Source organism: Sporomusa sp. 246TCP1 (assembly GCF_057319775.1).
In genome coordinates, this window is the sequence record NZ_CM170492.1 from 1,900,889 (window position 1) to 1,924,904 (window position 24,016).

General features: G+C 41.3%; 27 protein-coding genes, 1 pseudogene and 1 riboswitch. Of the genes and pseudogenes, 21 read left to right on the forward strand and 7 right to left on the reverse strand.

Translation table 11 applies throughout. From position 1 onward, the window contains the following. Positions 1 to 538 precede the first annotated feature (538 nt). Entirely contained in the window at positions 539 to 1,456 is a 918-nt protein-coding gene (locus AC1ECB_RS09440) for a Fic family protein (RefSeq protein ID WP_485668454.1), read from the forward strand. 191 nt (positions 1,457 to 1,647) lie between these two features. Here AC1ECB_RS09440 and AC1ECB_RS09445 read toward each other — a convergent pair whose 3' ends face one another. Beyond that, complete coding sequence (locus tag AC1ECB_RS09445; RefSeq protein ID WP_485668455.1) at positions 1,648 to 2,172, reverse strand: GNAT family N-acetyltransferase; 525 nt, start codon at positions 2,170 to 2,172, stop codon at positions 1,648 to 1,650. A 408-nt stretch (positions 2,173 to 2,580) separates the two neighbouring features. Next, a complete protein-coding gene (locus tag AC1ECB_RS09450; protein ID WP_485668456.1) occupies positions 2,581 to 3,756 on the reverse strand; it encodes a phosphoribosylaminoimidazolecarboxamide formyltransferase in 1,176 nt (391 codons plus the stop codon). Between the two features lie 49 nt (positions 3,757 to 3,805). Further along, positions 3,806 to 3,885: riboswitch (ZMP/ZTP riboswitch) on the reverse strand. 985 nt (positions 3,886 to 4,870) lie between these two features. Between AC1ECB_RS09450 and AC1ECB_RS09455 the strand changes: the two genes are divergently transcribed. From AC1ECB_RS09455 to AC1ECB_RS09470, 4 genes are all read left to right on the forward strand, one after another. After that, positions 4,871 to 5,644 (forward strand): hypothetical protein, encoded by a 774-nt coding sequence (locus tag AC1ECB_RS09455; protein WP_485668457.1) that lies wholly within the window; start codon positions 4,871 to 4,873, stop codon positions 5,642 to 5,644. 244 nt (positions 5,645 to 5,888) lie between these two features. Further along, positions 5,889 to 6,062: a DUF2281 domain-containing protein gene (locus tag AC1ECB_RS09460; protein ID WP_021170639.1), complete on the forward strand. Its 174-nt coding sequence runs from the start codon at positions 5,889 to 5,891 to the stop codon at positions 6,060 to 6,062. Between the two features lie 252 nt (positions 6,063 to 6,314). Next, on the forward strand, positions 6,315 to 7,466 hold the full coding sequence (locus AC1ECB_RS09465) for an amidohydrolase (RefSeq protein WP_485668458.1): 1,152 nt from the start codon (positions 6,315 to 6,317) through the stop codon (positions 7,464 to 7,466). 159 nt (positions 7,467 to 7,625) lie between these two features. Then, entirely contained in the window at positions 7,626 to 8,189 is a 564-nt protein-coding gene (locus AC1ECB_RS09470; protein WP_485668459.1) for a hypothetical protein, read from the forward strand. A 62-nt stretch (positions 8,190 to 8,251) separates the two neighbouring features. Here the strand turns inward: AC1ECB_RS09470 and AC1ECB_RS09475 are convergent, their stop codons facing one another. Continuing rightward, entirely contained in the window at positions 8,252 to 8,422 is a 171-nt protein-coding gene (locus AC1ECB_RS09475; protein ID WP_485668460.1) for a hypothetical protein, read from the reverse strand. A gap of 21 nt (positions 8,423 to 8,443) precedes the next feature. After that, a complete protein-coding gene (locus tag AC1ECB_RS09480) occupies positions 8,444 to 8,698 on the reverse strand; it encodes a hypothetical protein (RefSeq protein ID WP_485668461.1) in 255 nt (84 codons plus the stop codon). A 156-nt stretch (positions 8,699 to 8,854) separates the two neighbouring features. Here AC1ECB_RS09480 and AC1ECB_RS09485 point away from each other — a divergent pair, with 156 nt between their 5' ends. From AC1ECB_RS09485 to AC1ECB_RS09555, 15 genes and pseudogenes are all read left to right on the forward strand, one after another. Further along, positions 8,855 to 9,763: a hypothetical protein gene (locus tag AC1ECB_RS09485; protein WP_485668462.1), complete on the forward strand. Its 909-nt coding sequence runs from the start codon at positions 8,855 to 8,857 to the stop codon at positions 9,761 to 9,763. Between the two features lie 272 nt (positions 9,764 to 10,035). Next, on the forward strand, positions 10,036 to 13,368 hold the full coding sequence (locus tag AC1ECB_RS09490; RefSeq protein ID WP_485668463.1) for a DEAD/DEAH box helicase family protein: 3,333 nt from the start codon (positions 10,036 to 10,038) through the stop codon (positions 13,366 to 13,368). Further along, positions 13,361 to 14,860 carry a type I restriction-modification system subunit M gene (locus AC1ECB_RS09495; RefSeq protein WP_485668464.1) on the forward strand — a complete coding sequence of 500 codons (1,500 nt, stop codon included), beginning with the start codon at positions 13,361 to 13,363 and terminating at the stop codon, positions 14,858 to 14,860. Before AC1ECB_RS09490 ends, AC1ECB_RS09495 begins: the two co-directional genes overlap by 8 nt. A gap of 17 nt (positions 14,861 to 14,877) precedes the next feature. Further along, the gene (locus tag AC1ECB_RS09500; RefSeq protein ID WP_485668465.1) at positions 14,878 to 15,435 is read left to right on the forward strand and encodes a restriction endonuclease subunit S; all 558 of its coding nucleotides are present in this window, start codon (positions 14,878 to 14,880) and stop codon (positions 15,433 to 15,435) included. Further along, positions 15,405 to 16,067, forward strand: coding sequence for a restriction endonuclease subunit S (locus tag AC1ECB_RS09505; RefSeq protein ID WP_485668466.1), 663 nt, complete (start codon positions 15,405 to 15,407; stop codon positions 16,065 to 16,067). The genes AC1ECB_RS09500 and AC1ECB_RS09505 overlap by 31 nt, the downstream gene beginning before the upstream one ends. 81 nt (positions 16,068 to 16,148) lie before the next feature. Further along, positions 16,149 to 16,415 carry a hypothetical protein gene (locus tag AC1ECB_RS09510; protein ID WP_485668467.1) on the forward strand — a complete coding sequence of 89 codons (267 nt, stop codon included), beginning with the start codon at positions 16,149 to 16,151 and terminating at the stop codon, positions 16,413 to 16,415. Between the two features lie 46 nt (positions 16,416 to 16,461). Then, complete coding sequence (gene tnpA, locus AC1ECB_RS09515) at positions 16,462 to 16,917, forward strand: IS200/IS605 family transposase (protein ID WP_485668468.1); 456 nt, start codon at positions 16,462 to 16,464, stop codon at positions 16,915 to 16,917. 141 nt (positions 16,918 to 17,058) lie between these two features. After that, positions 17,059 to 17,349 carry a hypothetical protein gene (locus AC1ECB_RS09520; RefSeq protein ID WP_485668469.1) on the forward strand — a complete coding sequence of 97 codons (291 nt, stop codon included), beginning with the start codon at positions 17,059 to 17,061 and terminating at the stop codon, positions 17,347 to 17,349. A gap of 84 nt (positions 17,350 to 17,433) precedes the next feature. Beyond that, complete coding sequence (locus AC1ECB_RS09525) at positions 17,434 to 17,838, forward strand: nucleotidyltransferase family protein (RefSeq protein WP_485668470.1); 405 nt, start codon at positions 17,434 to 17,436, stop codon at positions 17,836 to 17,838. Beyond that, the gene (locus tag AC1ECB_RS09530; protein ID WP_485668471.1) at positions 17,777 to 18,004 is read left to right on the forward strand and encodes a HEPN domain-containing protein; all 228 of its coding nucleotides are present in this window, start codon (positions 17,777 to 17,779) and stop codon (positions 18,002 to 18,004) included. Before AC1ECB_RS09525 ends, AC1ECB_RS09530 begins: the two co-directional genes overlap by 62 nt. Positions 18,005 to 18,247: 243 nt before the next feature. Further along, complete coding sequence (locus AC1ECB_RS09535; RefSeq protein ID WP_485668472.1) at positions 18,248 to 18,973, forward strand: SAM-dependent methyltransferase; 726 nt, start codon at positions 18,248 to 18,250, stop codon at positions 18,971 to 18,973. Positions 18,974 to 19,579: 606 nt separating this feature from the next. Then, positions 19,580 to 19,834, forward strand: coding sequence for a hypothetical protein (locus AC1ECB_RS09540; RefSeq protein WP_485668473.1), 255 nt, complete (start codon positions 19,580 to 19,582; stop codon positions 19,832 to 19,834). Positions 19,835 to 19,951: 117 nt separating this feature from the next. Then, positions 19,952 to 20,131, forward strand: a pseudogene (locus AC1ECB_RS09545) (Tn3 family transposase); the annotation flags it as partial. Between the two features lie 13 nt (positions 20,132 to 20,144). Next, the gene (locus AC1ECB_RS09550; RefSeq protein WP_485668474.1) at positions 20,145 to 21,038 is read left to right on the forward strand and encodes an alpha/beta fold hydrolase; all 894 of its coding nucleotides are present in this window, start codon (positions 20,145 to 20,147) and stop codon (positions 21,036 to 21,038) included. 92 nt (positions 21,039 to 21,130) lie between these two features. Continuing rightward, entirely contained in the window at positions 21,131 to 21,457 is a 327-nt protein-coding gene (locus AC1ECB_RS09555) for a hypothetical protein (RefSeq protein WP_485668475.1), read from the forward strand. Between the two features lie 349 nt (positions 21,458 to 21,806). On the opposite strand, the gene AC1ECB_RS09560 is transcribed toward AC1ECB_RS09555, so the two are convergent. From AC1ECB_RS09560 to AC1ECB_RS09570, 3 genes are all read right to left on the reverse strand, one after another. After that, positions 21,807 to 22,217, reverse strand: coding sequence for an AAA family ATPase (locus tag AC1ECB_RS09560; protein ID WP_485668476.1), 411 nt, complete (start codon positions 22,215 to 22,217; stop codon positions 21,807 to 21,809). Positions 22,218 to 22,294: 77 nt separating this feature from the next. Further along, complete coding sequence (locus AC1ECB_RS09565) at positions 22,295 to 22,615, reverse strand: phosphotransferase (protein ID WP_485668477.1); 321 nt, start codon at positions 22,613 to 22,615, stop codon at positions 22,295 to 22,297. 63 nt (positions 22,616 to 22,678) lie between these two features. After that, positions 22,679 to 22,978: a hypothetical protein gene (locus AC1ECB_RS09570; RefSeq protein WP_485668478.1), complete on the reverse strand. Its 300-nt coding sequence runs from the start codon at positions 22,976 to 22,978 to the stop codon at positions 22,679 to 22,681. Positions 22,979 to 23,741: 763 nt separating this feature from the next. Between AC1ECB_RS09570 and AC1ECB_RS09575 the strand changes: the two genes are divergently transcribed. Then, on the forward strand, positions 23,742 to 23,981 hold the full coding sequence (locus AC1ECB_RS09575) for a hypothetical protein (RefSeq protein WP_485668479.1): 240 nt from the start codon (positions 23,742 to 23,744) through the stop codon (positions 23,979 to 23,981). The last annotated feature ends 35 nt before the right edge of the window (positions 23,982 to 24,016 follow it).

Sequence of the window (24,016 nt, forward strand, 5' to 3'; positions counted from 1 at the left end):
CATAAACTCGCTACGCTCAAACAGTACGGATTTTTTAACGGAATACCACCCGGCTTTTCTCCTACGGAACGCTTTTTCCGGCAAAGGCCGAGGGGTTACGGGGTTTACGAAGGGTGACGGATCGCCTGTGCCAGGTTTTATACTTGACACTCCTTGTTTTAGAAATGGACAGGGGAAAGGACAAGGGGTTCATCGTTGATTTTTTAGAAGGTACTGTCATACCGATTAGTCATGAAATGTAACAGCTGTATGTAGCAGATTATTCTTCTGCATAGCATTAAAAAATCATATCAAATTTATAGGTCTTCTGCACCCTGTTTTCAAACGACACTGTTCGGTTTTTTTCTCGGATGGTGTCGTTTTGTTTATTTGCAGCTAGAATAAGGAATGACTTTCACTGGTATAGAGTGACGAAGCGGATGGAGGATTAGGGATTGCCTAACATTATAGGAATAATATGAGTTTATATATAGAATAAATTATTTATATTATTCCGATAATGTGCTATACTATGAAAAAGGGCTAGGGTGGTGAAATTGTGCAATACATTACGGTAAAACAGGCTTCGGAGCGGTGGGGTATATCCGACCGCCGCGTTCGTGTCCTCTGTTTGGAGAGGCGGATAGAGGGCGTCATTCAAAAGGGACGTTCCTACCTCATTCCGCTGGATACATTAAAACCGATTGACGGGCGCAGTCTGCGGGGCAAGAAGATTCCGGAACAATACGCCGCGCTCTTCGTATCCGTAGACGAGATGAAGGCGGAGCTTGACCGTCGGCGCCCGCTGACCAGTGGGGAGCTAAAACGCTTGCAGGAAGAATTCCTCGTGGAATTTACTTACAACTCAAATGCCATCGAGGGTAACACGCTCACGCTGCAAGAAACCGCGCTTGTCTTGGAGGGCGTGACGATTGACCAAAAGCCACTCAAAGACCATTTGGAGGCGGTGGGTCACCGCGATGCGTTCCTTTATATCGTTTCACTTGTCAGTACTAAGGTTCCGATTTCGGAAAGGGTCATCCGTGAAATTCACTCACTCGTCCTGATGAACAGGCCGGAGGACAAGGGGGTATATCGAAGAATTCCGGTGAAAATTATGGGGGCGCACCACGAACCCCCACAGCCCTATCTTGTCCCTGTTCAGATGGAGCGGCTGGTTGAGGAGCTGCCCCACGACAGCCGACATAGGATAGAAACAGCGGCATTGTTCCATTTGAATTTTGAAGGAATCCATCCTTTCATCGACGGCAATGGGCGAACCGGCAGATTGGTATTAAACCTTATGCTGATGCAGGCGGGTTACCCGCCCATCGATGTGAAGTTTTCGGACAGGAGAAAATATTACGCCTGTTTTGACAGTTATTATCGGGATAACGACGCCTCCCCGATGGTGAACATGGTGGGTGAATATGTAAAAGAAAGACTTTCGCAGTATTTGAGCCTGTTGCAGGATTGAAAACAGCCTCGTGGTTTTGCTCCGTGAGGCTGTTTTTTGCGGTTTGCCCCCGAATGGGCGATAACTTGGTGGTGAAAGTCCACTACAGACTCTTGTCGATAGTACTATTACGTGCCACTGGTACCATGTTCGTGTAAATCATTAAAATCATAACCGCTTTTGATACTTTCCCGACATACCATTTCTTACCGTTATTTCCATTCCCTTTTTAAAATGGCATATTCAAACGTATTTTCGTACTTTGGTGTTCCATCTGGGTTTTGAATGAACGATATAAACTCTATAAAATATGCTTCTCTACGCATATTGAGCCGCTCACAGAGTTTTTGTGAACGAATATTATCATCTTCTACGTAAGCATATATGCGTCTTGCTTTCTTATTACTAAATAGAAAATTAAGAAATGCCCTTGCTGATTCGCTTGCGTATCCTTTTCCTTCGTATTTTTCATTAAACTGCCAACCAACGCTGTAGGTATCTGGTTCATCTTTTATTGCGAATAAATTCCCGATAACTGTATCAATTTCTTTCAAACAAACGGCGAACTGTGATTCATCTTTGCTTCTAAGCTTAACATCGGCAATGGCATCTTCAAATATATTGAGTTTTTCATTAAGAAAGCAATTTACACGTGGGTGGGAGAGATAATCCCATAATCCCGCGGCGTCATTCTCTTTGAAATTTCTTATTACCAATCTTTCTGTTTCAATTTTCATCCAATAAATACCGCCTTTTCGCCAAATTAAAATCCATATTTTCAGGATAAGTTCTCTAATCAATTAGTTTTATTGTACCACGCAAATATTGACTGCACAAAGGAGGTCCAGCTATGCTCGCTACTGACCAAAACCCCAACCGTCTCAGAAAAGGACGAAGGACAGAGGGACGGAGGAACCGTCTTGAACTTAAGACGCTACTACCGTCCCCCTGTCCTTTGGGGTTTTACTTTTGGCATTGCCCCAAAAGTAACAAAAGTGCGGAACGCTTTTTCCGGCAAAGGCCGAAGGGTTACGGGGGTTACAAAAGACTTCGTGAGTACACACGGAGTCTTTTGTTTTGCCCAAAAACAGGGGTGTCGCCAACACTTCTGATAAAACCTACGCTGAGGGTATAAGAATTTAATTCTAATGGTGAAATAACCTTAAACCGGAAAAAAACATAACCATACCATATTCATTACATGCTTCAATTATACTATCGTCTCTCAAAGAACCACCTGGTTGAACAATAAATTTTACTCCACTTAGGGCAGCTCTATCAATATTATCTCTAAATGGAAAAAATGCATCAGAGCCTAATGAAACATTATGCAACTTGGAAAGCCATGATGATTTTTCTTCCTTTGTTAGTCGGGATGGAACTTTAGCAAGCACTCTTTCCCAGCCCTTCATTTCTATCGAGGTAGTTTCATCACTCAGATATTGATCAATAACATTATCTCTATCTGGTATTGAGGCATTTTCTTTAAATGATAAATCAAACACAGCAGGATGTTGTCTTAAATACCATTTATCTGCCTTTGAAGCGGCCAATCTTGTGCAATGTATACGGGACTGTTGCCCTGCGCCTACGCCGATTACCTGTCCATCTAAAGCAAAACAGACTGAATTTGACTGGGTATATTTTAATGTGACCATTGCAATCAGCAGATCCCGTTTTGCCTCTTCGGTTATGTTATTATTACAGGATACCATATTACGCAACAAGTCAGTATTTATCGGTATCTCATTTCTCCTTTGTTCAAAAGTCATACCATATATCTCTCTTGTTTCAATTTCTTTAGGGGTATAGTTACAGTCCATCTCAATAATACAATAGTTTCCTTTTTTCTTTTTCCTTAATAACGTTAGCGCCTCATCTGTATATCCTGGAGCAATTATTCCATCTGAAACCGACTTGCTTAATATAATCGCAGTTGAAAGATCTACAGTATCGCTTATGGCGACCCAATCCCCATAAGATGACATTCTATCTGCCCCTCTAGCTCTTGCATAGGCAGTTGCCACAGCGGATAACTCTATATCCTCCACGAAATATGCTTTTTTTAATGCTAAACTCAAAGGAATCCCAATAGCTGCCCCGGCTGGGCTTACATGCTTGAAAGAAGCAGCTGCAGGTAATCCTGTTACCTGTTTTAGTTCTTTTACCAACTGCCATGAGTTAAATGCATCCATAAAATTAATATAGCTCGGTGTACCATTTAAAACTTCAAATGGTAGTATTCTTTCGTGGATATACATTTTAGCAGGTTTTTGATGTGGATTACATCCGTACTTAAGTGTAATTTCTGAACTCTTCATATGCACAACCTCCAAAGTTAAATAAATACAAAACCGCCTGAGCAAATAATATATTTACCCAGGCGGTCGATAATATTCAATTATGCTCCCCTATAGTAATCGCTATTTCCGCCAGTTGCATAATTGTTTTTTGTATTTTATGATATTTTATCACAGAAAGATCTATACATCAATATAGCGTATCCAATTGCATTTTTAGAAAGAGATGTTGTTTTGCCCTAAAACGACCATTTTCGGGACTATACAATAATAATTTAATTTGTTCTAGTTTTTCGAAGAGACTAGGGGGAGGAAGGAACTACATTGATAGCAGAAAAGGACAGGGGAAGGGGTTTACTTTTGGCATTGCCCCAAAAGTAACAAAAGGTCTAGGCCCTAAGCGTCCAAAAGCTGAAAAGCCGGGCGGTATTCCTAAAATCCGTAAACTCGCTACGCTCAAACAGTACGGATTTTATAACGGAATAGCGCCCGGCTTTTCTCCTGCGGAACGCTTTTTCCGGCAAAGGCCGGGGGGTTACGGGAGTTACGAAGGGTGACGACCGTCTGTGCCAGGTTTTATACTTGACACTCCTTTTTTAGAAAAGGGGGACGGAGTAACCGTCTTATTTAAGACGCTACCACCGTCCCCTTGTCCTTTTGCCCTTGTCCTTTTGTAAATCTGGCCGGTTGCCGTTAGTTTGTTAGGCAGGGAGCGCACGGACCTGCCGGCAGCAAGGGAGCCGCGAACTGCGCGGCAGGGAAAATGAAAAGACCGCCTTCGTGTTGAGAAGGCGGCGCAGTGACCCTGATTAAAGTTAAAATTTTCCTGTTCACTCTGGCAGAATATGCTATAATAAGCGTAAGGTTGTCAAGGGAGCGGTTGACCACACCCTTTTTGAAAGGGGGTGGTATGATGACAATATTTGAGGCAATGTATCTAATGATAGCATTTGCAACACTTGTTGTTTTAATCGCAACAATAGGTAAGGGACGTCCGCGCACGCATTTATACGCCGTTCGGCGTCCCTTTTCCCTTGTTTCGCACCGTACGTGAGACTTTTGCCTCATACGGCGCTCCATCAAATCCTTATGACTTTCCAGTGACAGCTTTTCTCTCATCCTTATAATTTTGCGATTGCTTATTACAGTGATGACTTACCCACACCCTTCTCGTGGCTATGATGAACTAGTATGTACAGCTGGAATCACTGAAGCTGGTGAATGGGTTAGACTTTATCCTATAGATTACCGATATCGTCCAACAAATCAACAATTTCATAAGTATCAGTGGATTGAGATCAAACTTGAGAGTCGTGGTAAGGGTAGTGATAATCGGAAGGAAAGCCGGAAACCAAACTTAGATTCTATTGTTATTCTAGGGTCGCAGCTTTCTACCGACAATGCTTGGGAAGCTCGATCCAGAGTTGTAGAATGTATGCCAGTACACACTATTAATCAGCTTCGAAAAATGCACGAAGTTGATAAAACTTCTCTTGGTATTGTAAAACCAGTACGCATTCTTGATATTGATGTTGAAGAAACGGATAGAGAGTGGAAACCGGAGTGGCAATTGTTATATGATCAATTACGTTTATTTGGTCCGCCGCCAAAACCATTAAGAAAGATTCCCTATTATTTTCGCTATGTTTTCGAATGCGAAGATAGTGAAAACCCGCACCGTATGATGATTGAGGACTGGGAACTTGGTGTATTATTTCTTAATGAGGTTGACCGTCTAGGTAGTGAGGAAAAAGCAATTGCAAGTGTTAAAAATAAATTCTTAAATGAACTATGTTCTTCAGAACGCGATACATATTTTTTCGTCGGAACTACTTTCCCATATAATAGTTGGGTAGTATTAGGCGTATATTATCCACCTAAACGTCGTCAAACTTCACTCATTTTCTGATTACTATGACATATCTTAAATTGGTATTATACAGGAGATATTGAAGGCAACACACTCACTAGCTTCCGGGACAGGTGTACTGTCCCGGAAGCTAGTGGGGATAACATCTCGTAATAACTATAATTGGCCTTGCCGAATTTTTTGGACAAATGACCTGTCTCCTGTAAAGGTATCATAGTTCGGTTTCCTCCTTTTCCCAAATTGTTTTATTGGGTATAATAAACATATAGGAGGTGGCATCATCATGACCCTAGCAGAAAAGCTATTAAAGGATTTTGAAAAATTGCCCGAAGATAAAAAACATCAGGTAATTGATTTTGTTGAATTTCTTAACAGTAAACAACAAAATGAATTGGCAACAGCCATGGATGATATCATTAACGAAAATAAAGAGGCGCTGCTGGAGTTGGCTAAGTGATGCGCCTATTAACTGTTACGGATATCATCCTACTGCACAAAAAACTGATAGAACAAACCGGTGGTAGTGATGGTACATCAATTAACCCCAGATAAATCAAGGCTTTACAGGTTTTAACTGCAAGGTCTTTTTTTGCGGATAGACTTATTTTTCTTGCATGCGAAGTTGCTACTGCATTACAATGAATATAATATAACATTGGCAGTAGGATACCAGATCTAAGTTGGACCTATCCACCTGGGAGGGGTTAACATGATTGCATTATCAGGCGCTAAAATCCTGACAATGTGCGGTAAAAGTCTGGATCATGGCACCGTGCTGATTCATAACAGCAAAGTACAGGCCGTTGGCAAAAATATTGACATCCCGCCGGGCTGCCGGACCATCGATGTAACCGGCAAGTTTATAACCCCAGGACTCATTGACGCTCATACCCATTTAGGCATTGACAACGAAGGTATGGGTTGGGCCGGCTCTGATGAGAACGAACGCAGTGAACCGATTACTCCCGGTCTGCATGCTCTTGATGCCATTAACCCAACAGACCTCGGCCTGTTGGAAGCATATCAGGGAGGCATAACCACCGTCATGGTGGCACCTGGCAGTGCCAATCCAATTGGTGGACAATGCGTTCTTCTTAAAACAGCGCCCAAACCCACAGTTGAGCAGATGCTGCTCAAGCGGTATGCAGGGCTAAAAATTGCCTTTGGCGAAAACCCTAAACGTGTTTACGGAGCCGATCAGAGAAAAATGCCGTTCTCGCGCATGGCAACCGCAGCCTTAATCAGGGAAGCCTTCTGGAAGGCCCGTGAGTACCTGGCCAGCCAGGGAAAAAAAGACTGGAAATATGATATGGGAATGGAAGCAATCGCTAAGGTATTGCGGAAAGAAATGCCGCTCAGGGCACATGCACATCGGGCCGATGACATTGTTACGGCCGTACGGATCGCTCAGGAATTTGATGTTGATATCATTATCGAACATGGAACAGAAGCGTATCTTATCGCCGAACTGCTGTCAGCCGAAGAAATTCCAGTTGTAGTAGGGCCAACATTATCCACCAGGTCAAAGGTGGAATTAAAAGATAAAACCATGGAATCACCGGCACTGTTATACAGGCAGGGTGTATTATGTGCCATGATGAGCGATCATCCGGTAACGCCTAGCTGCTTTCTGTCAGTATATGCCGGGTTAGCCACCCGCTACGGCCTACCACCGTACCAGGCTCTGAAAATGATCACCTGCGATGCCGCTAAGATTTTAGGCCTTGATAACCGGCTTGGCAGTCTGGCACCGGGAATGGATGCCGATTTGGTCGTGTGGAGTGAAGACCCCATGATGGTTTCCGCTCACCCAGAGATTGTCATGGTCGACGGACAAATCGATTTTTTAATAGATGAATAACCGGCTGACTCAGAGTTCAATAGCAGATAACTTGGATAATACTGTTTACATACAACAATCGGCAACTAATAAAATACAAAATAGCATAACCAAGTGAAGAAAGTTATGTATCCAGTAATACGTGATATTGTGTGACAAAAAAAAGGAGATTTTTTATCAATGACACGAAAAGGTGCAATTTTAACGTATACCAATACTGTATTCTATCCGCTTGAGCCGCAGATGGAGGACGTAAAAATAGAAGATATTGCGCACGCATTATCACAAATGTGCCGGGCAAACGGCCACTTCAAAACTTTTTACAGTGTCGCGCAGCATTCCATTAATTGTGCTCAGGAGGCCAGAGAAAGAAAATTATCTGCTAGAATACAATTAGCATGCTTGCTTCATGATGGCAGTGAAGCCTATATTGCTGATATCACAAGACCGGTAAAAGGTTATCTTGATGAGTACAGAAAAATAGAAGAAACCTTGCAGCAAGTTATTTTTGCGAAATACGGGCTTGCTGATTTGAAAGAGCAAGAATTGAGGCAGCTTGCCGATATTGATACTGACTTGTTATATTACGAATTTGAGCATTTGCATCAGCAAAATATCAGGGGTAATATTACAGAGCTTTATTCTCAGCCCGATATTGCTGAAAAAAGTATGACCTCTGTTGAGGAAAATTTCCTTCAAATGACCCAGCTCCTTATGAACAAACTGAGAACAAGCTATACATGAAATAACCGCACAATATTCCAAGCAAGTGATAAATGATTTTGTCGATGCTATGGTGTTGTCTGTTATTGAGAACACTTTTTACAAGTTATTTCAATATCACCGGTGTTATAAAGGTGTTTCTTTTCCACCCATAATCCGCATTTAGTTAGGAGGCCACCGCGTTCGTTAAACACCGGTTGGCCATCATCCAATTCCAATAAATGGGTTGTGTTGTCTACTGACTCAATTATCATCTTTTCACCTCATAATTTATTTTAATTTACATGCTTTTCTACTTGTTTGATGAGTTTTTTAATTTCCTTGAGCGTATTTTCATCTTCAGGTAATTCATAGCGCTCAACTTTAGCTTTTAAAACTTTTTTGGCTTGCGTATAAAAATCTCGTGCATACTTGTAGCGGTACGCAGTACTTGGGTCACTACTCGCTTTTGCCCATTCTTTATCACCCTTCTTTATGTAATAAATGGCAGTTTTATCATATGATGCTGGGGTTTTATCACCTTTTGGCATTCTTTTCGCCTCCTTGAAGACAGATCACACACGGCCTTTCTTGAACTTGGCCATGATTAATTATAAAAAAAATGGTGTTCGACTTCAAAGACATACTAAAGAAATAATGGAGATATTTTAAGGACGAGTTTAACACTTTATGAGGATGGGAGATATATGACATTTGGTGATTTAATCAAAGAATTGAATAATTCAAAACGTAGAAATGGCAAGAAAGTATTTTCGTTTCCACGCAATGAGATTGGTTATCGACTGTTAAATGCTTTGGGAATTCTTGAAGATAAAAAAATTGATATTGATTCAGTTGCTAAATGGATTGATAGAAAAGTTCCTGATAATATCAGTTCTTACTTCCCTAATGGTAGGATCAATAAAGTCAAAGCCGTTAACTTCTTCCAGGAAAATATAGCTAATAATTGGCAGATAGTGCAAAAAAATCTTTCCTTAAGAAATGATAATGGTTGTTTTAATTGTTCCAACGAGGACGAAGAGGTATTTTATCAGAGCCTTCTTGATGAGTTCGTGGAGTCACTTGGCTTACCATCCTCGAAAGAACCAGCCAAAAACATACCAATGGTTAACGAAGTTCCTGTTTTTTCAACAGCTTCCTTGTCCTCATTTAATAATGATAAAGGTGAGATTATATCTCAAACGGAAACAACAACTGAGCAAATACGTGGAATCTTCAAGCAAGCTATTCAAGACTATTGCATGGAAGATTTTATACGCTATGACCCAATGGTTTCTCTTGATGATAACTTGTTAGATAGGACAGATAACTTTCTGAAAACTATCGAGACCGATATACTAGCTGCGTATGAACAAAGCCACGGTCAAACACTGATATATATAAAACTCGTGGAATTTTATCATGAGTTGCAAGGTTATGTTTCATGTTTAAGATTAGGCTTTATATCATACTCCCCATCATATATAAGAGATAGTGGAAGAAATACAATTAAAAATCTATATTATGGCATCTGCCCTGATGAAACACGCTTTGAATATAGAAATAGTCCGCAAGAAATGATGGAGCCACTTTTTAAAAGAAAAGATGAGAATTGACCAAACAGCAAAAAAGTTAAAACAACGATACATTTGCCCTTCGAATGATTGAAAAATAGGTAGACTCGCAAGATGACATCAAAGCAAGGAGCGCGTGCAATTTGCGCTCCGCAATAAACCACCGCTATGCGGGTGGACCTAGGTTCATAAAGCTGAGAAGAATATGATTATATAGCTGTTTTAAATGGCAAAAACACAGAAAAATAAAGGTTTTAAAAATTGCTTTAACGAAGTAACAAATAAGCTGCATTTTGAATCCATTGGAGGCTCCTATGTCCAACTTCGCATTTTTAAATAAAAAATGGCCGGTACTCTCGGATAGTGCCCGTTTGGCAGAGCAATACATAAGCACCGATCCGAATGCGGCCATGTTCAAAATCAGAATATTTTCAGAAAAACTTATGGATCTGACTTTAGTTGTGCTAAACATACAAACAGAGTATAACCTTAGTCAACACGAAAAGATCCAAGTGCTACGTAAAGCTAAAATCAATAGCGCAATACCTGACTTGTTTGATATAGTAAGGAAACTTGGCAATAAAGCAGCCCATGATGGGCACAACGATTTGGAAGATGCTAAAAAATGTTTACTCAGCATCTATAAATTATCTGCCTGGTTTTATGCTAAAGTTACTGGCGATAAATCACTCTTTCCGCTCACCTTCAATTGGTCACTAATTAAGAAACAATCAGTAGCTAAGATACAAGTTGATGAAGCTGCCTACGCTAAGGGAATCGAGGCATTGAAAGCAGCTTATGAGCAGGAACTTAATAAACTCAAACAAAAATTGTCCGAAAATCCTCCAGACCAAGAAAAAACAGAGGAAGCGGTGGCTGTTGTCACCAATACTCTGGGACTCACTGAAAACGCAACCCGCCGTGAACTCATTGACATTATGTTTAGAGAAGCCGGGTGGGATGCCGACGATAAGCGGCAGGTGGAAAGGGAATACCCAGTTGCACCTTTCCCCAGTAAATCCGGCAAAGGCCGTGCCGACTATGTTCTCTGGGATAAAAAAGGACAACCCATTGCTGTCATTGAAGCCAAGAAGACAGCTATTGATGCCCTAACCGGTCAGCACCAAGGAAACCTATATGCCGATGCCTTAGAACAGATGCACGGATTCCGTCCCGTTATTTTTTATACTAACGGACATGAAATCTTTATCTGGGATGACAGATACAGTGCACCACGGCAAATTTGGGGTTTCTATACCTTAGCAGATTTAGAATACTTATTCTTTCAACATACACATAAGCAACCGTTAAGCACAGTAAGCATTGACGGCTCTATAGCTGGACGCCCTTATCAGATCGAAGGCATTAAACGGGTTTATGAAAACTTTGACAATGGCGGGCGCAAAGCCTTACTCGTCATGGCGACCGGCTGCGGTAAAACACGGACAGTTATTGCCTTGACTAAAGGCATGCTGAAGGCTCAATGGGCCAAACGTATCCTGTTCCTAGCCGACAGGGATGAGCTTGTTAAACAAGCCAAAGAACAGAAAAACAGTTTTAAGGTATTTATGCCTGAGGCTACCAGCACCCGCATCACCGGGATGACTGCCGATAATCGGGAAAGCAGCCTGTATTTTGCCACCTACCAGACCATGATTCGCTATTATACCGAGTTTAGTGTCGGTTTTTTTGATTTGATTATCTGCGATGAATCCCATCGTAGTATTTATCAAACCTACCGTGACATTATCGAATATTTCGATGCCCATGTGGTTGGTCTTACCGCCACACCGGTTGGCTATATCAATCGCAATACTTTTACTCTGTTTAATTGTCCTAGCGGCGACCCGACTTTCTACTATCCTTACGAAGAAGCCTGCGACCACCTGCCGCCGTATTTGCTGCGTTACAAAGCCTTAGATGCTACCACCAAAATCCTGCGTCAAGGCATCAAATGGGAAAACCTGACCGAAGAGCAGAAACAGCAAATCGAAGAAGATGGGCTGGATGAAACCCAGATCAATTTTGACAAAGAAGCCCTTGAGGAATTTGTCACTAATAAAGATACCAATCGCTTTATCCTTGAGACCCTGATGACCAAAGGCATTCGGGTAGGGGACGATATTGGCAAAACCATCATCTTTGCCCGTAATATAAACCATGCCAAACTGTTAATCCAATTGTTTGATGAAGAATTATATCCCCAGTACAACGGCAAGCTAGCTGCTATTATACATTCAAAAATTGAGAAGAAAGAAGAAGTACTCAACGACTTCAAAGAAAAAGACCGGCCGCGTATCGCCATATCGGTAGATATGCTGGATACAGGCATCGATGTGCCCGAAGTGGTCAATCTGGTATTTGCCAAGCCGGTGTATTCGAAAGTTAAGTTTATGCAAATGTTGGGGCGGGGGACACGCCTATGCCCTGACCTGTTTGGCAAAGGCCAGCATAAAGAATGCTTTATGGTACTTGATCACTGGAAAAACTTTGAGTTTTTTGATATCAAACCGGACGGCAATTTACCCAGCCAAACCAAAGCCGCCCTGCAAATGAGCCTGGAGCTTAGAATCCAGATGCTCCATACCCTTGGCCAAAAAGGAATGACGAATAAACAGGCTGATCTCATTGCGACCATCCGACAAGACATTGAGGGACTGCCTGCCACCTCAGTCGAGGTACGCAAGAACTGGAAGACGCTGGAATGGCTAAAGCTTGACCAAACCTGGAACCTCCTCAGCAATGAACTTACCACCAAGTTGAAAACCGAGGTTGCACCGCTCATGCAATGGGTGGATGTTGAAGGGCAAAAAGATGCTCTCTGGTTTGATAATCAAATGTACCGTATGCAACTTCTAAAATTGCAAAACGATCCCAAGCTGGAGGAACATATTGATAATATTGTGTACGAGCTTTCCCGTTTGCGGCTTAATCTTAACCAGTTTAACAATATCCGCGACTATTGTTTAGAACTCATGAAGCCTGAGTTCTGGCACAAAGCTGATTATGACGCTATCGAAAAGGCCCGTCAGACACTAAGGGATTATATGAAATATCGCGGGGACAAACCCGGTAAACCTTTTATAAAATTAGATATTGCCGACACCGAGCATCAGGTCGTCAAAATAAAAGAGGCCACTGCCAGCTACACAACCGATATGGGCCCCTATGAAGAACGGGTGAAGAAAGCCCTGGAATCCCAACTCGAAATGCAGCTTGTCATTCAAAAAATACGTCGCGGCCAACTGCTGACAAAGCAGGATGTGGATACCATCTATCAAATCTTTAACTCCGGGCGCGTGGAATTTACCCTTGACGAGCTGGCGCAGACCACCCATGTCAAACAAAGCGACCTTGTCGGACTGCTACGACAGTTCGTTGGGATCGATATCGAGGAACTTGATAATCGCTTTAACCAGTTTATCCAGGCTCATAGCGGTAAAATGTCGGCTATGCAGATTAGTACCTTGGAAATGATCAAAAACGATATCATTAAGAATAAAGGCATATCCTTTGCCGCTCTATACGAACCACCTTATACTGCCCGCAGTCAAAACGGTATTGACGGGATTTTCGGCGGTAAAACACCAGAAGTCTTTGCACTCATCACACCATACAAAGTAGAGTTGGAGGAAAAACATGCTTAATGCAGAGCTACGCAGTAAAGTAGATAAATTATGGGACAATTTTTGGTCAGGAGGCATATCTAACCCCCTGACCGTTGTCGAACAAATATCCTACTTGTTATTTATCAAACGTTTAGATGACCGGGAAATCCTCGAAGAAAGAAAAGCAAACCAGCTAGGCCGTCAGTACCAGTCCATCTTCCCTAGTGAAGAATGCCGCTGGTCTGTTTTTTGTCACTTCGACTCACAAAAAATGCTGGATAACATGCTGGAGAAAGTATTTCCCTTTATCAAAACCTATGGCAAAGAAGAAAACACCGCCTTCTATGAATACATGAAAGATGCCGTGTTTATGATCCAGAAACCCAGTCTGTTGTTTGAGGCTATTCAGCTTATTGACGGCATGAATATGGATGACCAGGATACCAAAGGGGATTTATACGAATACTTACTGTCCAAGCTATCCACCGCCGGCGTCAACGGTCAGTTCCGCACACCCCGCCATATAATCAAAATGATGGTCGAACTTCTTGACCCCAGTATTGACGATGTCATTTGTGATCCGGCCTGCGGTACGGCTGGCTTCCTGGTGACCGCCGCCGAACACATCCTGCGTAAGTACACCAGCCCTGGTGCAATATTTACCGATGAAGCCGGTAATGTACATGATAAAATCGGTGACCAGTTAACTAAAGACCAGTGGAATCATTATCAAAACAATATGTTTCACGGCACCGACTTCGATACTTCCATGCTCAGAATCTCTTCTATGAACCTGATGCTCCACGGTTTTGATAATCCCAACATCGCCTACGCCGATGCCTTATCCTCCCGTTACGAAGAGAAAGACCGCTATACCATGATTCTGGCCAATCCGCCCTTTAAAGGCAGTCTGGATGAAGGTGATATCAATTCTTCGCTCCGTAAAGTAGTAAAAACCAAAAAGACCGAGCTATTATTCCTAGCCCTCATGCTGCGTACCCTTGACCTGGGTGGCCGCTGCGCCGTCATCGTACCTGACGGCGTGCTGTTCGGCTCGTCTACCGCCCATAAAAGCATTCGCAAAGCTCTTATTGAAGAAAACCAACTGGAAGCCATCATCTCCATGCCCTCAGGAGTATTCAAACCCTATGCAGGCGTGTCTACTGCCGTAGTCATCTTCACCAAAGGCGGCAGAACCGATAATGTCTGGTTCTACGATATGCAATCTGACGGGTATTCACTGGATGATAAGCGTAATAAGATAGACGATGATGATATACCTGATATTACTGCGCGGTTTAAGAATTTGCAAGGCGAAGAGGAGAGAAAACGGACAGATAAATCGTTCTTTGTGCCCAAAGATGAAATAATGGGCAATGATTATGACTTGTCAATTAATAAGTATAAGGAAATTGAGCATGCGGAAGTAGAGTATGACTCACCTACTAAAATATTAGCAAAAATTAGCATAATGGAAAGCGAAATAATTATGGGCATTAATGAGTTAGAATCTATAATAAAGAGCCAATAGTTTAATGAGGTAGAATTATGAGAAGTAGTTATCCATTGAAAAAACTTTCCGATATTATTGATGTTAGAGATGGAACGCATGACTCCCCGAAATATGTTTCAGAGGGATATCCGCTTGTTACTTCTAAAAATATTAAGGATGGCAAATTGGATTTTGGGAACGTTAGTTTAATTTCAGAAGAGGACTTTGAGAAGATTAATCAACGTTCAAAAGTTGATATAGGCGATATCATTATGCCAATGATAGGAACAATCGGCAATCCAGTAATTGTTAATACAGACGTATTATTTGCAATAAAAAATGTGGCATTATTTAAGTTACAAGGTAATGTGGATAATCGTTATGTCTATTATTCATTGAGATCTCCCATTGTAATAAACCAACTACAAGCTTTAAGAAGAGGTGGAACACAGGAGTTTGTGTCTCTTGCAAATATAAGAAATTTGCATATCCCCCTTCCCCCCTCGAAACCCAGAAAAAAATTGCCGCTGTTTTGGACAAAGCCCAGGAACTCATCGAAAAACGCAAAGAGCAGCTTGCCAAAATGGATGAGTTTGTGCAGAGTGTGTTTTTAGAGATGTTTGGTGATCCGGTTCGGAATGAAAAGGGGTGGAAGAAGACTGAATTTGGAGTGAACATACTCGATGTTAAAAATGGGTTGACTAGAAGAAGAAAAGAAATAGAAAATACGGGTTGCATTGTGCTTAGGCTTAGAGATATAAAAGCAAATCTAATTGATTTTAGTGATGTTAATAGGATTAAGCTTGATGATAAAGAAATGGATATGTATTGGATTAAAGAAGGCGATTTGTTATTTATTAGGGTAAATGGTAATGATGAATACGTTGGTCGCTGTGCAGTATTTCAGGGCTATAGCGAATCGGTATATTTTAATGATCATATAATGAGAGTACGTATTAATAGTCAATACTTGAATTCGACTTTTGTGTCGTACTATCTTAATAGTGTATATGGAAAGAAGGAAATCAGAAAATATATTAAAACATCTGCAGGGCAATATACGATAAATCAGCAAGGTCTCGAACGTATATCAGTTTTTATCCCCCCCTTAAACCTCCAAAACCAATTCACTGCCATCGTCGAAAAAACCGAACAACAAAAATCCCTGATGCAGCAGAGCCTGACCGAAATGGAAAATAACATGAGCAGCCTGATGCAGCAGGCTTTTAAGGGTGAATTATGGTAAATGAATTAAAACCCTAATCAAAACAGCCATTCGTCGAAATTCTGACCGGGGCTTCGTACCCTATATCGGCTGCAACCGGGTATGCGCCGAAATGATGGCGGTGATGCAGTAGCCGAGGAACAGGCCCAAGCCGGTGATTTTCAGCAGGCCTTTGACATCTACCTCATGGTACTTGTCGAAGCAATTAAGCTGATTGCTTATGCCGACGATTCCTCCGGCGCCGCCGGGGATGTGATTATTGGCTTCAGCCAGTGGAGCGCGTGCATTTTGCGCTCCACAATAAACCACCCGCTATGCGGGTGCGGAAACGGAGGTTATACAAAAAAAAAATCACCTTATTCGCTATAATGTAGGTGTTCAAGCCAAAATTATAACGAAGGAAAGGTGATTGTAAATGGACACAAAGGCGCACAGTTTGTCACACACTAAATGGATGTGTAAATACCATATAGTATTCACACCCAAGTATAGACGAAAAATAATCTATAATCAATACAAAGAAAGTGTAAGGGATATATTGAAACAGCTATGTGCATACAAAGGTGTAGAGATATTAGAGGGGCGCGTAATGATAGATCATGTTCATATGCTGGTGAGTATACCACCGAAGATTAGCGTATCAGCATTCATGGGCTATCTCAAAGGGAAAAGTGCATTAATGATGTTTGATAAGCATGCAAACTTGAAGTACAAATTTGGGAATAGGCATTTTTGGTCAGAAGGCTATTATGTAAGTACAGTAGGACTCAATGAAGCAACAATAAAAAAGTATATTGAAGAGCAAGAAAAACATGATATAGCAATGGATAAATTAAGTGTCAAGGAGTATGAGGACCCCTTTAAGGGGTAGCAGGTAATACAAAAACCCTTTTAAGGGTAGCAACGGGTCAAAGGCGTTAAGGCTTGAACAAAGTGAAAGCCAGCGTCTTTAGGCGCTGGCCAGTAACTGCCCCTTATAGGGGCGAGCAAGCCACCCGTTTTACGGGTGGTCTTGACTTATGACTGTATTAGCGAGATAGATAGCCTGTGCATTGATGTTCAGGAAATAAAACCGCCAGATTTTTCGCATGTGACCTACGAAATATTTGAAGAGTATATACTGACTGAAGCCAAAGCGGCAACCGACCGTGGGAAATACAAAAATGTTTGTCGCATTATCAAAACCCTATCGGCTGCGGGTGGAAAAACTAGGGCACTAGAGATAATGGAGCGGTTAAATGAATTGTATCAGCGCCGACCCGCTATGCTGGACGAAATTGCTGCCATAAGAAAGAAAATATGACTTTCGAATTTTCAAAGTGGCAATACTATGTAATAATAAATATGAGATGAAAAGGCTTGGGACTTCCAAAAGGGAGGTGTTTGCATGGCTATACCGACGAATAGTTGTCTGTCGCTAGAGTTACTTAATAAATTAATATATCGTATTCAGGCTAAACTTGATAATCATATTGAAAAGATAATTCTTTTTGGCTCCTGTGCCCGGGGTGAAGCGCAGGAGGATTCAGACATCGACGTAATGGTCTTAATTAGAGCCGATGGGCACGATCTGAAGAAATTCCGCGACAATTTGGTGGACATTGCCTTCGAACTGTCTCTAGAACATGATGTAGATATTTCAATTTTATCTCAGGATCTTGAAGAGTATGAGAAGTGGTCGCCCTATATACCATTCTTCCAAAACGTTCGGAAGGAGGGTATAGTGGTATATGAACGAACCAATCAGGGAGCTATCGAAATACCGATTAGAGAAGGCCAAGTTGGAGCTTGAAGCAACAAATGTATTAATAGAGGATGAGCTCTATAATCAGGCACTTAATAGGGCTTATTATAGTATCTTTCATGCTATGCGCGCTGTACTTGCTTTAGATATGTTCGATTCAAAAAAGCATCCGGGGTCTTTGGACGCTAAGCCATTTATTGCCTTGACATACTGATATTGCCATGATATATATATAATAAGTTAAGGAAAAAGGGAGTGTATTGATGTCGGTAATTCTGTAAGGATTTAGGTTAAGCGCATGAGATGAGCAATTGTTTTGCTCTTATTTGTGTTGTCAAAAACTGCCTTACAGATTGAATGAGCATCCATTTTTATAATGGAGTAATTTGTAGCGCAGTAGCATACTGTGCTTTTTTTATTTTCTTTCTATAAGGCAAAATTAGAAAGGAAGAATAACATGTATACATTTACAAACCAGTTTATTTCTAATGTTAAAAAAGCTGATTTCTTAAAAGCCACTATGATGGGGCCAAATGCCATGCGAGTAGCGGAGGAATTAACGTCACACCTACACATCAATGAGAATATGCGAATACTTGACCTCGGTTGCGGGTGTGGCCTTTCCACGATTTTATTAGCGAAAAAATTTGGTGCGTTCGTTTTCGCCGCCGACCTTTGGATTTCGCCAACTGAAAACTATGAGCGTTTCCAATCTATCGGAATTGATGATAAGGCCGTTCCAATTTTCGTAGACGCAACCAAAGGGTTGCCATTCGCCAATAGATATTTTGACTTGTTGATCACCGTGGACGCTTACCATTATTTCGGTGATACGGCGGAAATGCTCCCGGCGCTCATTCCTTTTGTGAAAAAGGGCGGCTATATCGCCGTGGCTATTCCCGGCTTACAATACGAATTTGAGAAAAATGTTCCCGCTGAAATGCAGCCGTTTTGGAATAGCGAGATGGAAAGAACCTTGCACTCTCTTGATTGGTGGAAAAATTTGTGGAAGAGGACAGAGGGTATTGAACTAGTGGACAGTCGTGAAATGGTCAGTTGCAGACAGGCATGGGAAGAATGGCTGACCGGTTATCACCCCGTTATCGCTAATGACATCAAAATGATGGAAGCTGAGGGCGGAAAGTATTTTAATCTTATTCAGCTGATAGCTAAAATTATCTGAATATCTTTGCAATTTTACCGCTCACCTAACCCGCAAAGGCGTACCAAATAAGTATTATTTACGCCGGATCTGAAATAGACAGCCACATGGCTGTCTATTTTTCGTAAATCTACTTGCATTTTATGTAAAAACATACTACTATTAGAAAAGGATGGAAATTAAAAAGTAGAGTCGCCGTGTCCTATAGGTGTGTCACCACCTACAGGCACGAGCAGGTGCCACACCACCTACACGTAACAGCGAACTGTTCACGACGACAATCTTATTATACCCGTTTGCCGGCTTGATTACAAGTTTTGACAATTCGGCTGTAATGGTTGTCGCCAAAAGCAGAGAGCTGTGCGACTGCATGCCATATTCGCTTGATTCATATCAAGATACAGGTTTGATTGTATCTTGTTACTGTTGCAAGTATCGATTGGATCGCAGGTGTAGGGTGAATAATCCTGCATTTGTGATCCTTTTTAATTTCCTCCTGTAAAAATTCCCATGATCTGAGGACTAACTTTCAGTTGGGATTAGAACTCCACCTGAAGCTAAGTCTAAATTACGGGTGATTACAGGAGGGCATAGAGCCTCCGTATCAAAAAGGGAGGGCATTTCATTATGGTAATGGTGCATACACCAGGTAAAAAAATCGAATGTGTAGAGCTTAAACAAGTCCAGTTTAAACTGCTTATTGATGAAAATGGGCAACAGTATCTGCTGATGTACGATTTGGGTCAGCAATACCTATATGGCGTACAACATCAGAAAAAGGATCAGCCGGATTTCACCTATATTGATGAAGTAATCCATATCGAAGAGGAACCGCTGCGTAAAAGCAGCTTTCAAAACTGGTCCAGGATAAACCTTATCTAATTTTTTATCCGCCGCATTGCATGGTAACTACTAAAAAGGACAGGGGGGTGGAGGAACCGTCTTGAATTTAAGACGCTACCACCGTCCCCCTGTCCTTTCTTTCAAACCGAAGGAGAGCAACAGATATGGAACGAGTACTCTCGACTGATCACCAACGCAGTTATCTACTACAATACCGCGTTGCTATCGCGGGTATACGAACAAAAACAGGCAGTCAATGATCAGGCAGCCATGGATGCATATCTGGATAATCATAATGTACATATTTGGCTGAATTCGAGGATATCTCCAAAATGAGGAGGTTGAATTAATGGAATCAATCTGTGAAATTGTCGGCACGGAACATTGGGTAGATCATGCTGATGTCAGGCTTTATATCTGGGAAAAATGTACGGGAGGAGCCGACGGAAAACCGGTTGTCGTCTTGGCTCACGGCTCTGGGACGGCCAGTCGGGAGAGTTTTGATCTCCAAGTACCAGGAAAGCCTTCCTACAGTCTTATGGATTTTTTAGTGCGTGAGGGATTCGATGTGTTTGCTCTGGATTGCAGGGGCATGGGCCGTTCCACTCGTCCCGAAGGGCACATTACCACCTCGGAAGCGAGCGAAGATTTAAATGCTGTGGTGGATTACATTTTGAAGTTAAGAGGCGTACAGAAGGTCAACCTCCTTGGTTGGTCATGGGGTACGCAGTACGCCGGAATGTTTATCATGGCTTACCCTAAAAAAACGGCAAAGTTCGTGAGTTACGCACAGATGCATGTCGACAGTCCGGATCTTGCTAAGAGGCGCCCCAAGATCGAGGCTTTCCGAAAAAACCCCTATGTCAGCATTCCCGAAACTGGCTGGAAAGACCGTTTCTATTCGATGACACCGGCTGAGGCCAATGATCCTGAAGTCGTGGACAGCTTTGCCAAAGCTGCCATCGGAATCGAGGTTCGGACTCCCACTGGACCCCATCTTGATATGGTCACCATTATGCCTATGGTAAATCCCCGGCTTTTATCGGTCCCAACGATGATAATTCACGGCGAATACGATGATGTGGCTGACATCGAAGGGCTATTACAGTTTTTCAAACACCTTCCCAATCCTTATAAGCGCTATATTGTCATTCCCAACGCCGGCCATATGATGCATCTCCAAAAAGGCCATCGCTTGTTTCAACACGAGGTGGCAGGATTCTTTAAAGATGCATGGCAGTAGGAGTCAGAAAAGAGCCTGCTGTAAGTAGCGTGATGTAATAAGGGCCTTTTAAAATTTGTTAAAATATCATTTGAAGGAGAGGAATTACTACTATGAAAGTGGATTTGCCAGACATGATTACAAGGTGGCCCGAAATTGATATGCCGAATGATAGCATAAAAGGGCATCTTATCCAGGGAAAATCAAATCAAGCAATTTTCTTCGAAGTAAAGGCTGGCACACGGTTTCCTGATCATTTACATGCTGCACAATGGGGAATTGTCATTGAGGGTGAATTTGAAATTACTGTCAGAAGCGAAAAAAAGTATACAAAAAAGGTGATACATATTTTGTTCCAGGGAACACTCTTCACTCCGGATATTATATTACGGATGTTATCTCTTTTGATATATTTGATGATGAGGGATACTTTAAACTGAAAACTTCAACTGAAAGTTAGTAAAAACAATCTTCACCATACACGCAAAGCAAGTGGGGGTGTCACAGGGACGGGTTGCCGACATTTGCGTATTTCTTGCATACCAACCTTCGTTCTACCTTACTAAAACACCTATATGTCGATAACCCCGTCCCCTCGACACCTGCTCCCCTCGACACCTGCTCCCCTCGACACCTGACACCTAATTTGTCGAACTTTGCGATTACTTTGCCCCTGGTTGCGTGGATGCTGCTTTTTGGTTCATATGCTCGGAAAAGGACAGGGGAAACGGAAAAGGACAGGGGGACGGAGGAACCGTCTTGAACTTAAGACGCTACCTCGTCCCTCTGTTAAATAAAGAACTCTTCAGCTTCCTTGAAAAAATCGAAATATATCTTAACGTTCTCTAAATCATACCAATTTCTAACTTTAGCAGGAACAGAATCAAGGTCATAAATTTGTGCACCATCAACTGACAGTATAAACGGTGAATGGGTTGCAATAATAAATTGACATTTACAATAATAAGCACAATCGATTATTAACTTTGAAAGCTGGAGCTGGAATTTTGGAGATAAACTATTTTCCGGCTCATCTAAAAGATATAAACTATTTGTTTGAAACTGTTTATCAAAATAAGACAGAGCTGTTTCACCATTTGAAAACTGTTCGATATTACGACCAGCACGGTCAGTAACAAAGCTGGTTTGAGTTTGTCTTCTGGCTGCATTTTGAACTTTTAACCGTTCATAATCATCCATTAATTTAAACTGAATTTTCTCTCTATTTGCATCAGTTAGTTCCTGATATTTTTGTTTCTGTAAAGCTTTATTCTTATTTATACGAGAATTCTCATTGCGAATGGTAAAACAAAAAACACTTTTTTATGTTCATCAACAAGCATATTTGCAGGTCGAAAATCGCAATGAATAAATGATTTAAAGCTATCAATTTCTGATATTAGTTTTTGTTTTTCTAAAACCAACCGTTTTATCCTGCCGTGTATTTCTTCGCCTACTCGCATTCTTACCGTTGGATTATCTAAAAAACACTGATACCACATTGCATAGGGTGGCACATCAAATTCTGCAAGTCCTATGGTTTTTTCTTTGGGAGTATTATGTATGATCGCGGCGGCTCTAGCTACTTGTTCCAGCAAAGAATGGTCACATTGATTGCTTTCTATAATATGCTTTTGCAAAGAGACGCCGTTAATATACTGTTATATAAAAATATTTGCTTTATGTTTCGTGGTGTGAAACAATAGGTTCGGAACGTTTATTTTATCTTTTACTAATTCATAAGCCATAGTTTCATTATTAAGGTCGTTACTATTAGCTGTCCTTAATAAAAATTTGCCTTTATTTGTACCAACTACAAAGTTGCTATTTCGACATCCAATCTGTATCGCCTTAAAATCTGTGATAGTTAATGTATTGTCATATTCAGTAAATATACTTTTCAATTCTTCAGTCTTTACATCAATAATTGGTGTTGAGCGTTCCCAGTCTAAATCCAGCACTCTATTAACTCCAATCTGCATATTATATAAATATCAGTACTGCAACATTATAGAAATGTGTCATATATGTAATTGTAATATTTTACAAAATCATCGTCAACATAAAGTAATTAAAACAGCAAAAATCTCTTAATCAAATGCCTGCTTAAACCTGGTAGTAGTAATGACTCGAATATTCGTTAAATGCTAATGAAAACATTTAGCTTGAGCAACAAGACCATGGATAGATAGGATTGCGAGAGGCTCTATGAGCAGTTTTCTAATGAACCTTACTTGTTGAGCAGTATTAAAAACGATTTTTTCTCTTCACATACTTGCATTCTGTGTAAAAAAGCACTATTATTAGAAAAGGATGGAAATTAAAAAGTAGAGTCGCCGTGTCCCATAGGTGGTAGGACACCTATAGGCACGAGCAGGTGCACAGACACCTACACGTAACAGCGAACTGTTCACGACGACAATCTTATTATACCCGTTTGCCAGCTTGATTACAAGTTTTGACAATTCGGCTGTAATGATTGTCGCGAAAGGCAGAGAGCTGTGCGACTGCATGCAATATTCGCTTGATTCATATCAAGATACAGGTTTGGTTGTACCCTCTGTATCTTGATACTGTTGCAAGTATCGATGGGATCGCATGTGTAGGGTGAATAATTCTGCATTTGTGATCCTTTTTAATTTCCTCCTGTAAAATTTCCCATTAATGGGCGATTACAGGAGGGTATAGAAAGCCTCCGTAGTAAAAAAGGGAGGGTAATTCATTATGGTAACGGTGTATACACCAGGTAAAAAAATTGAATGTGCAGAGATCAACCTCGTCCAGTTTAAACTGTTAATTGATGAAACTGGGCAAGAATTTCTGCTGATGTACGATTTAAATCGGCAATACCTGTATACCCTACAACGTGTGGACGGAGAGCGTTCGGATTTCACCTATATTGATGAGGTAATCCAAATCGAAGAAGAACCGCAGCGTAGGAAAATCTTTCAAACTTGTCTATGATAACCATTAGCGTGTTAGATAAAATAGGTAAAACG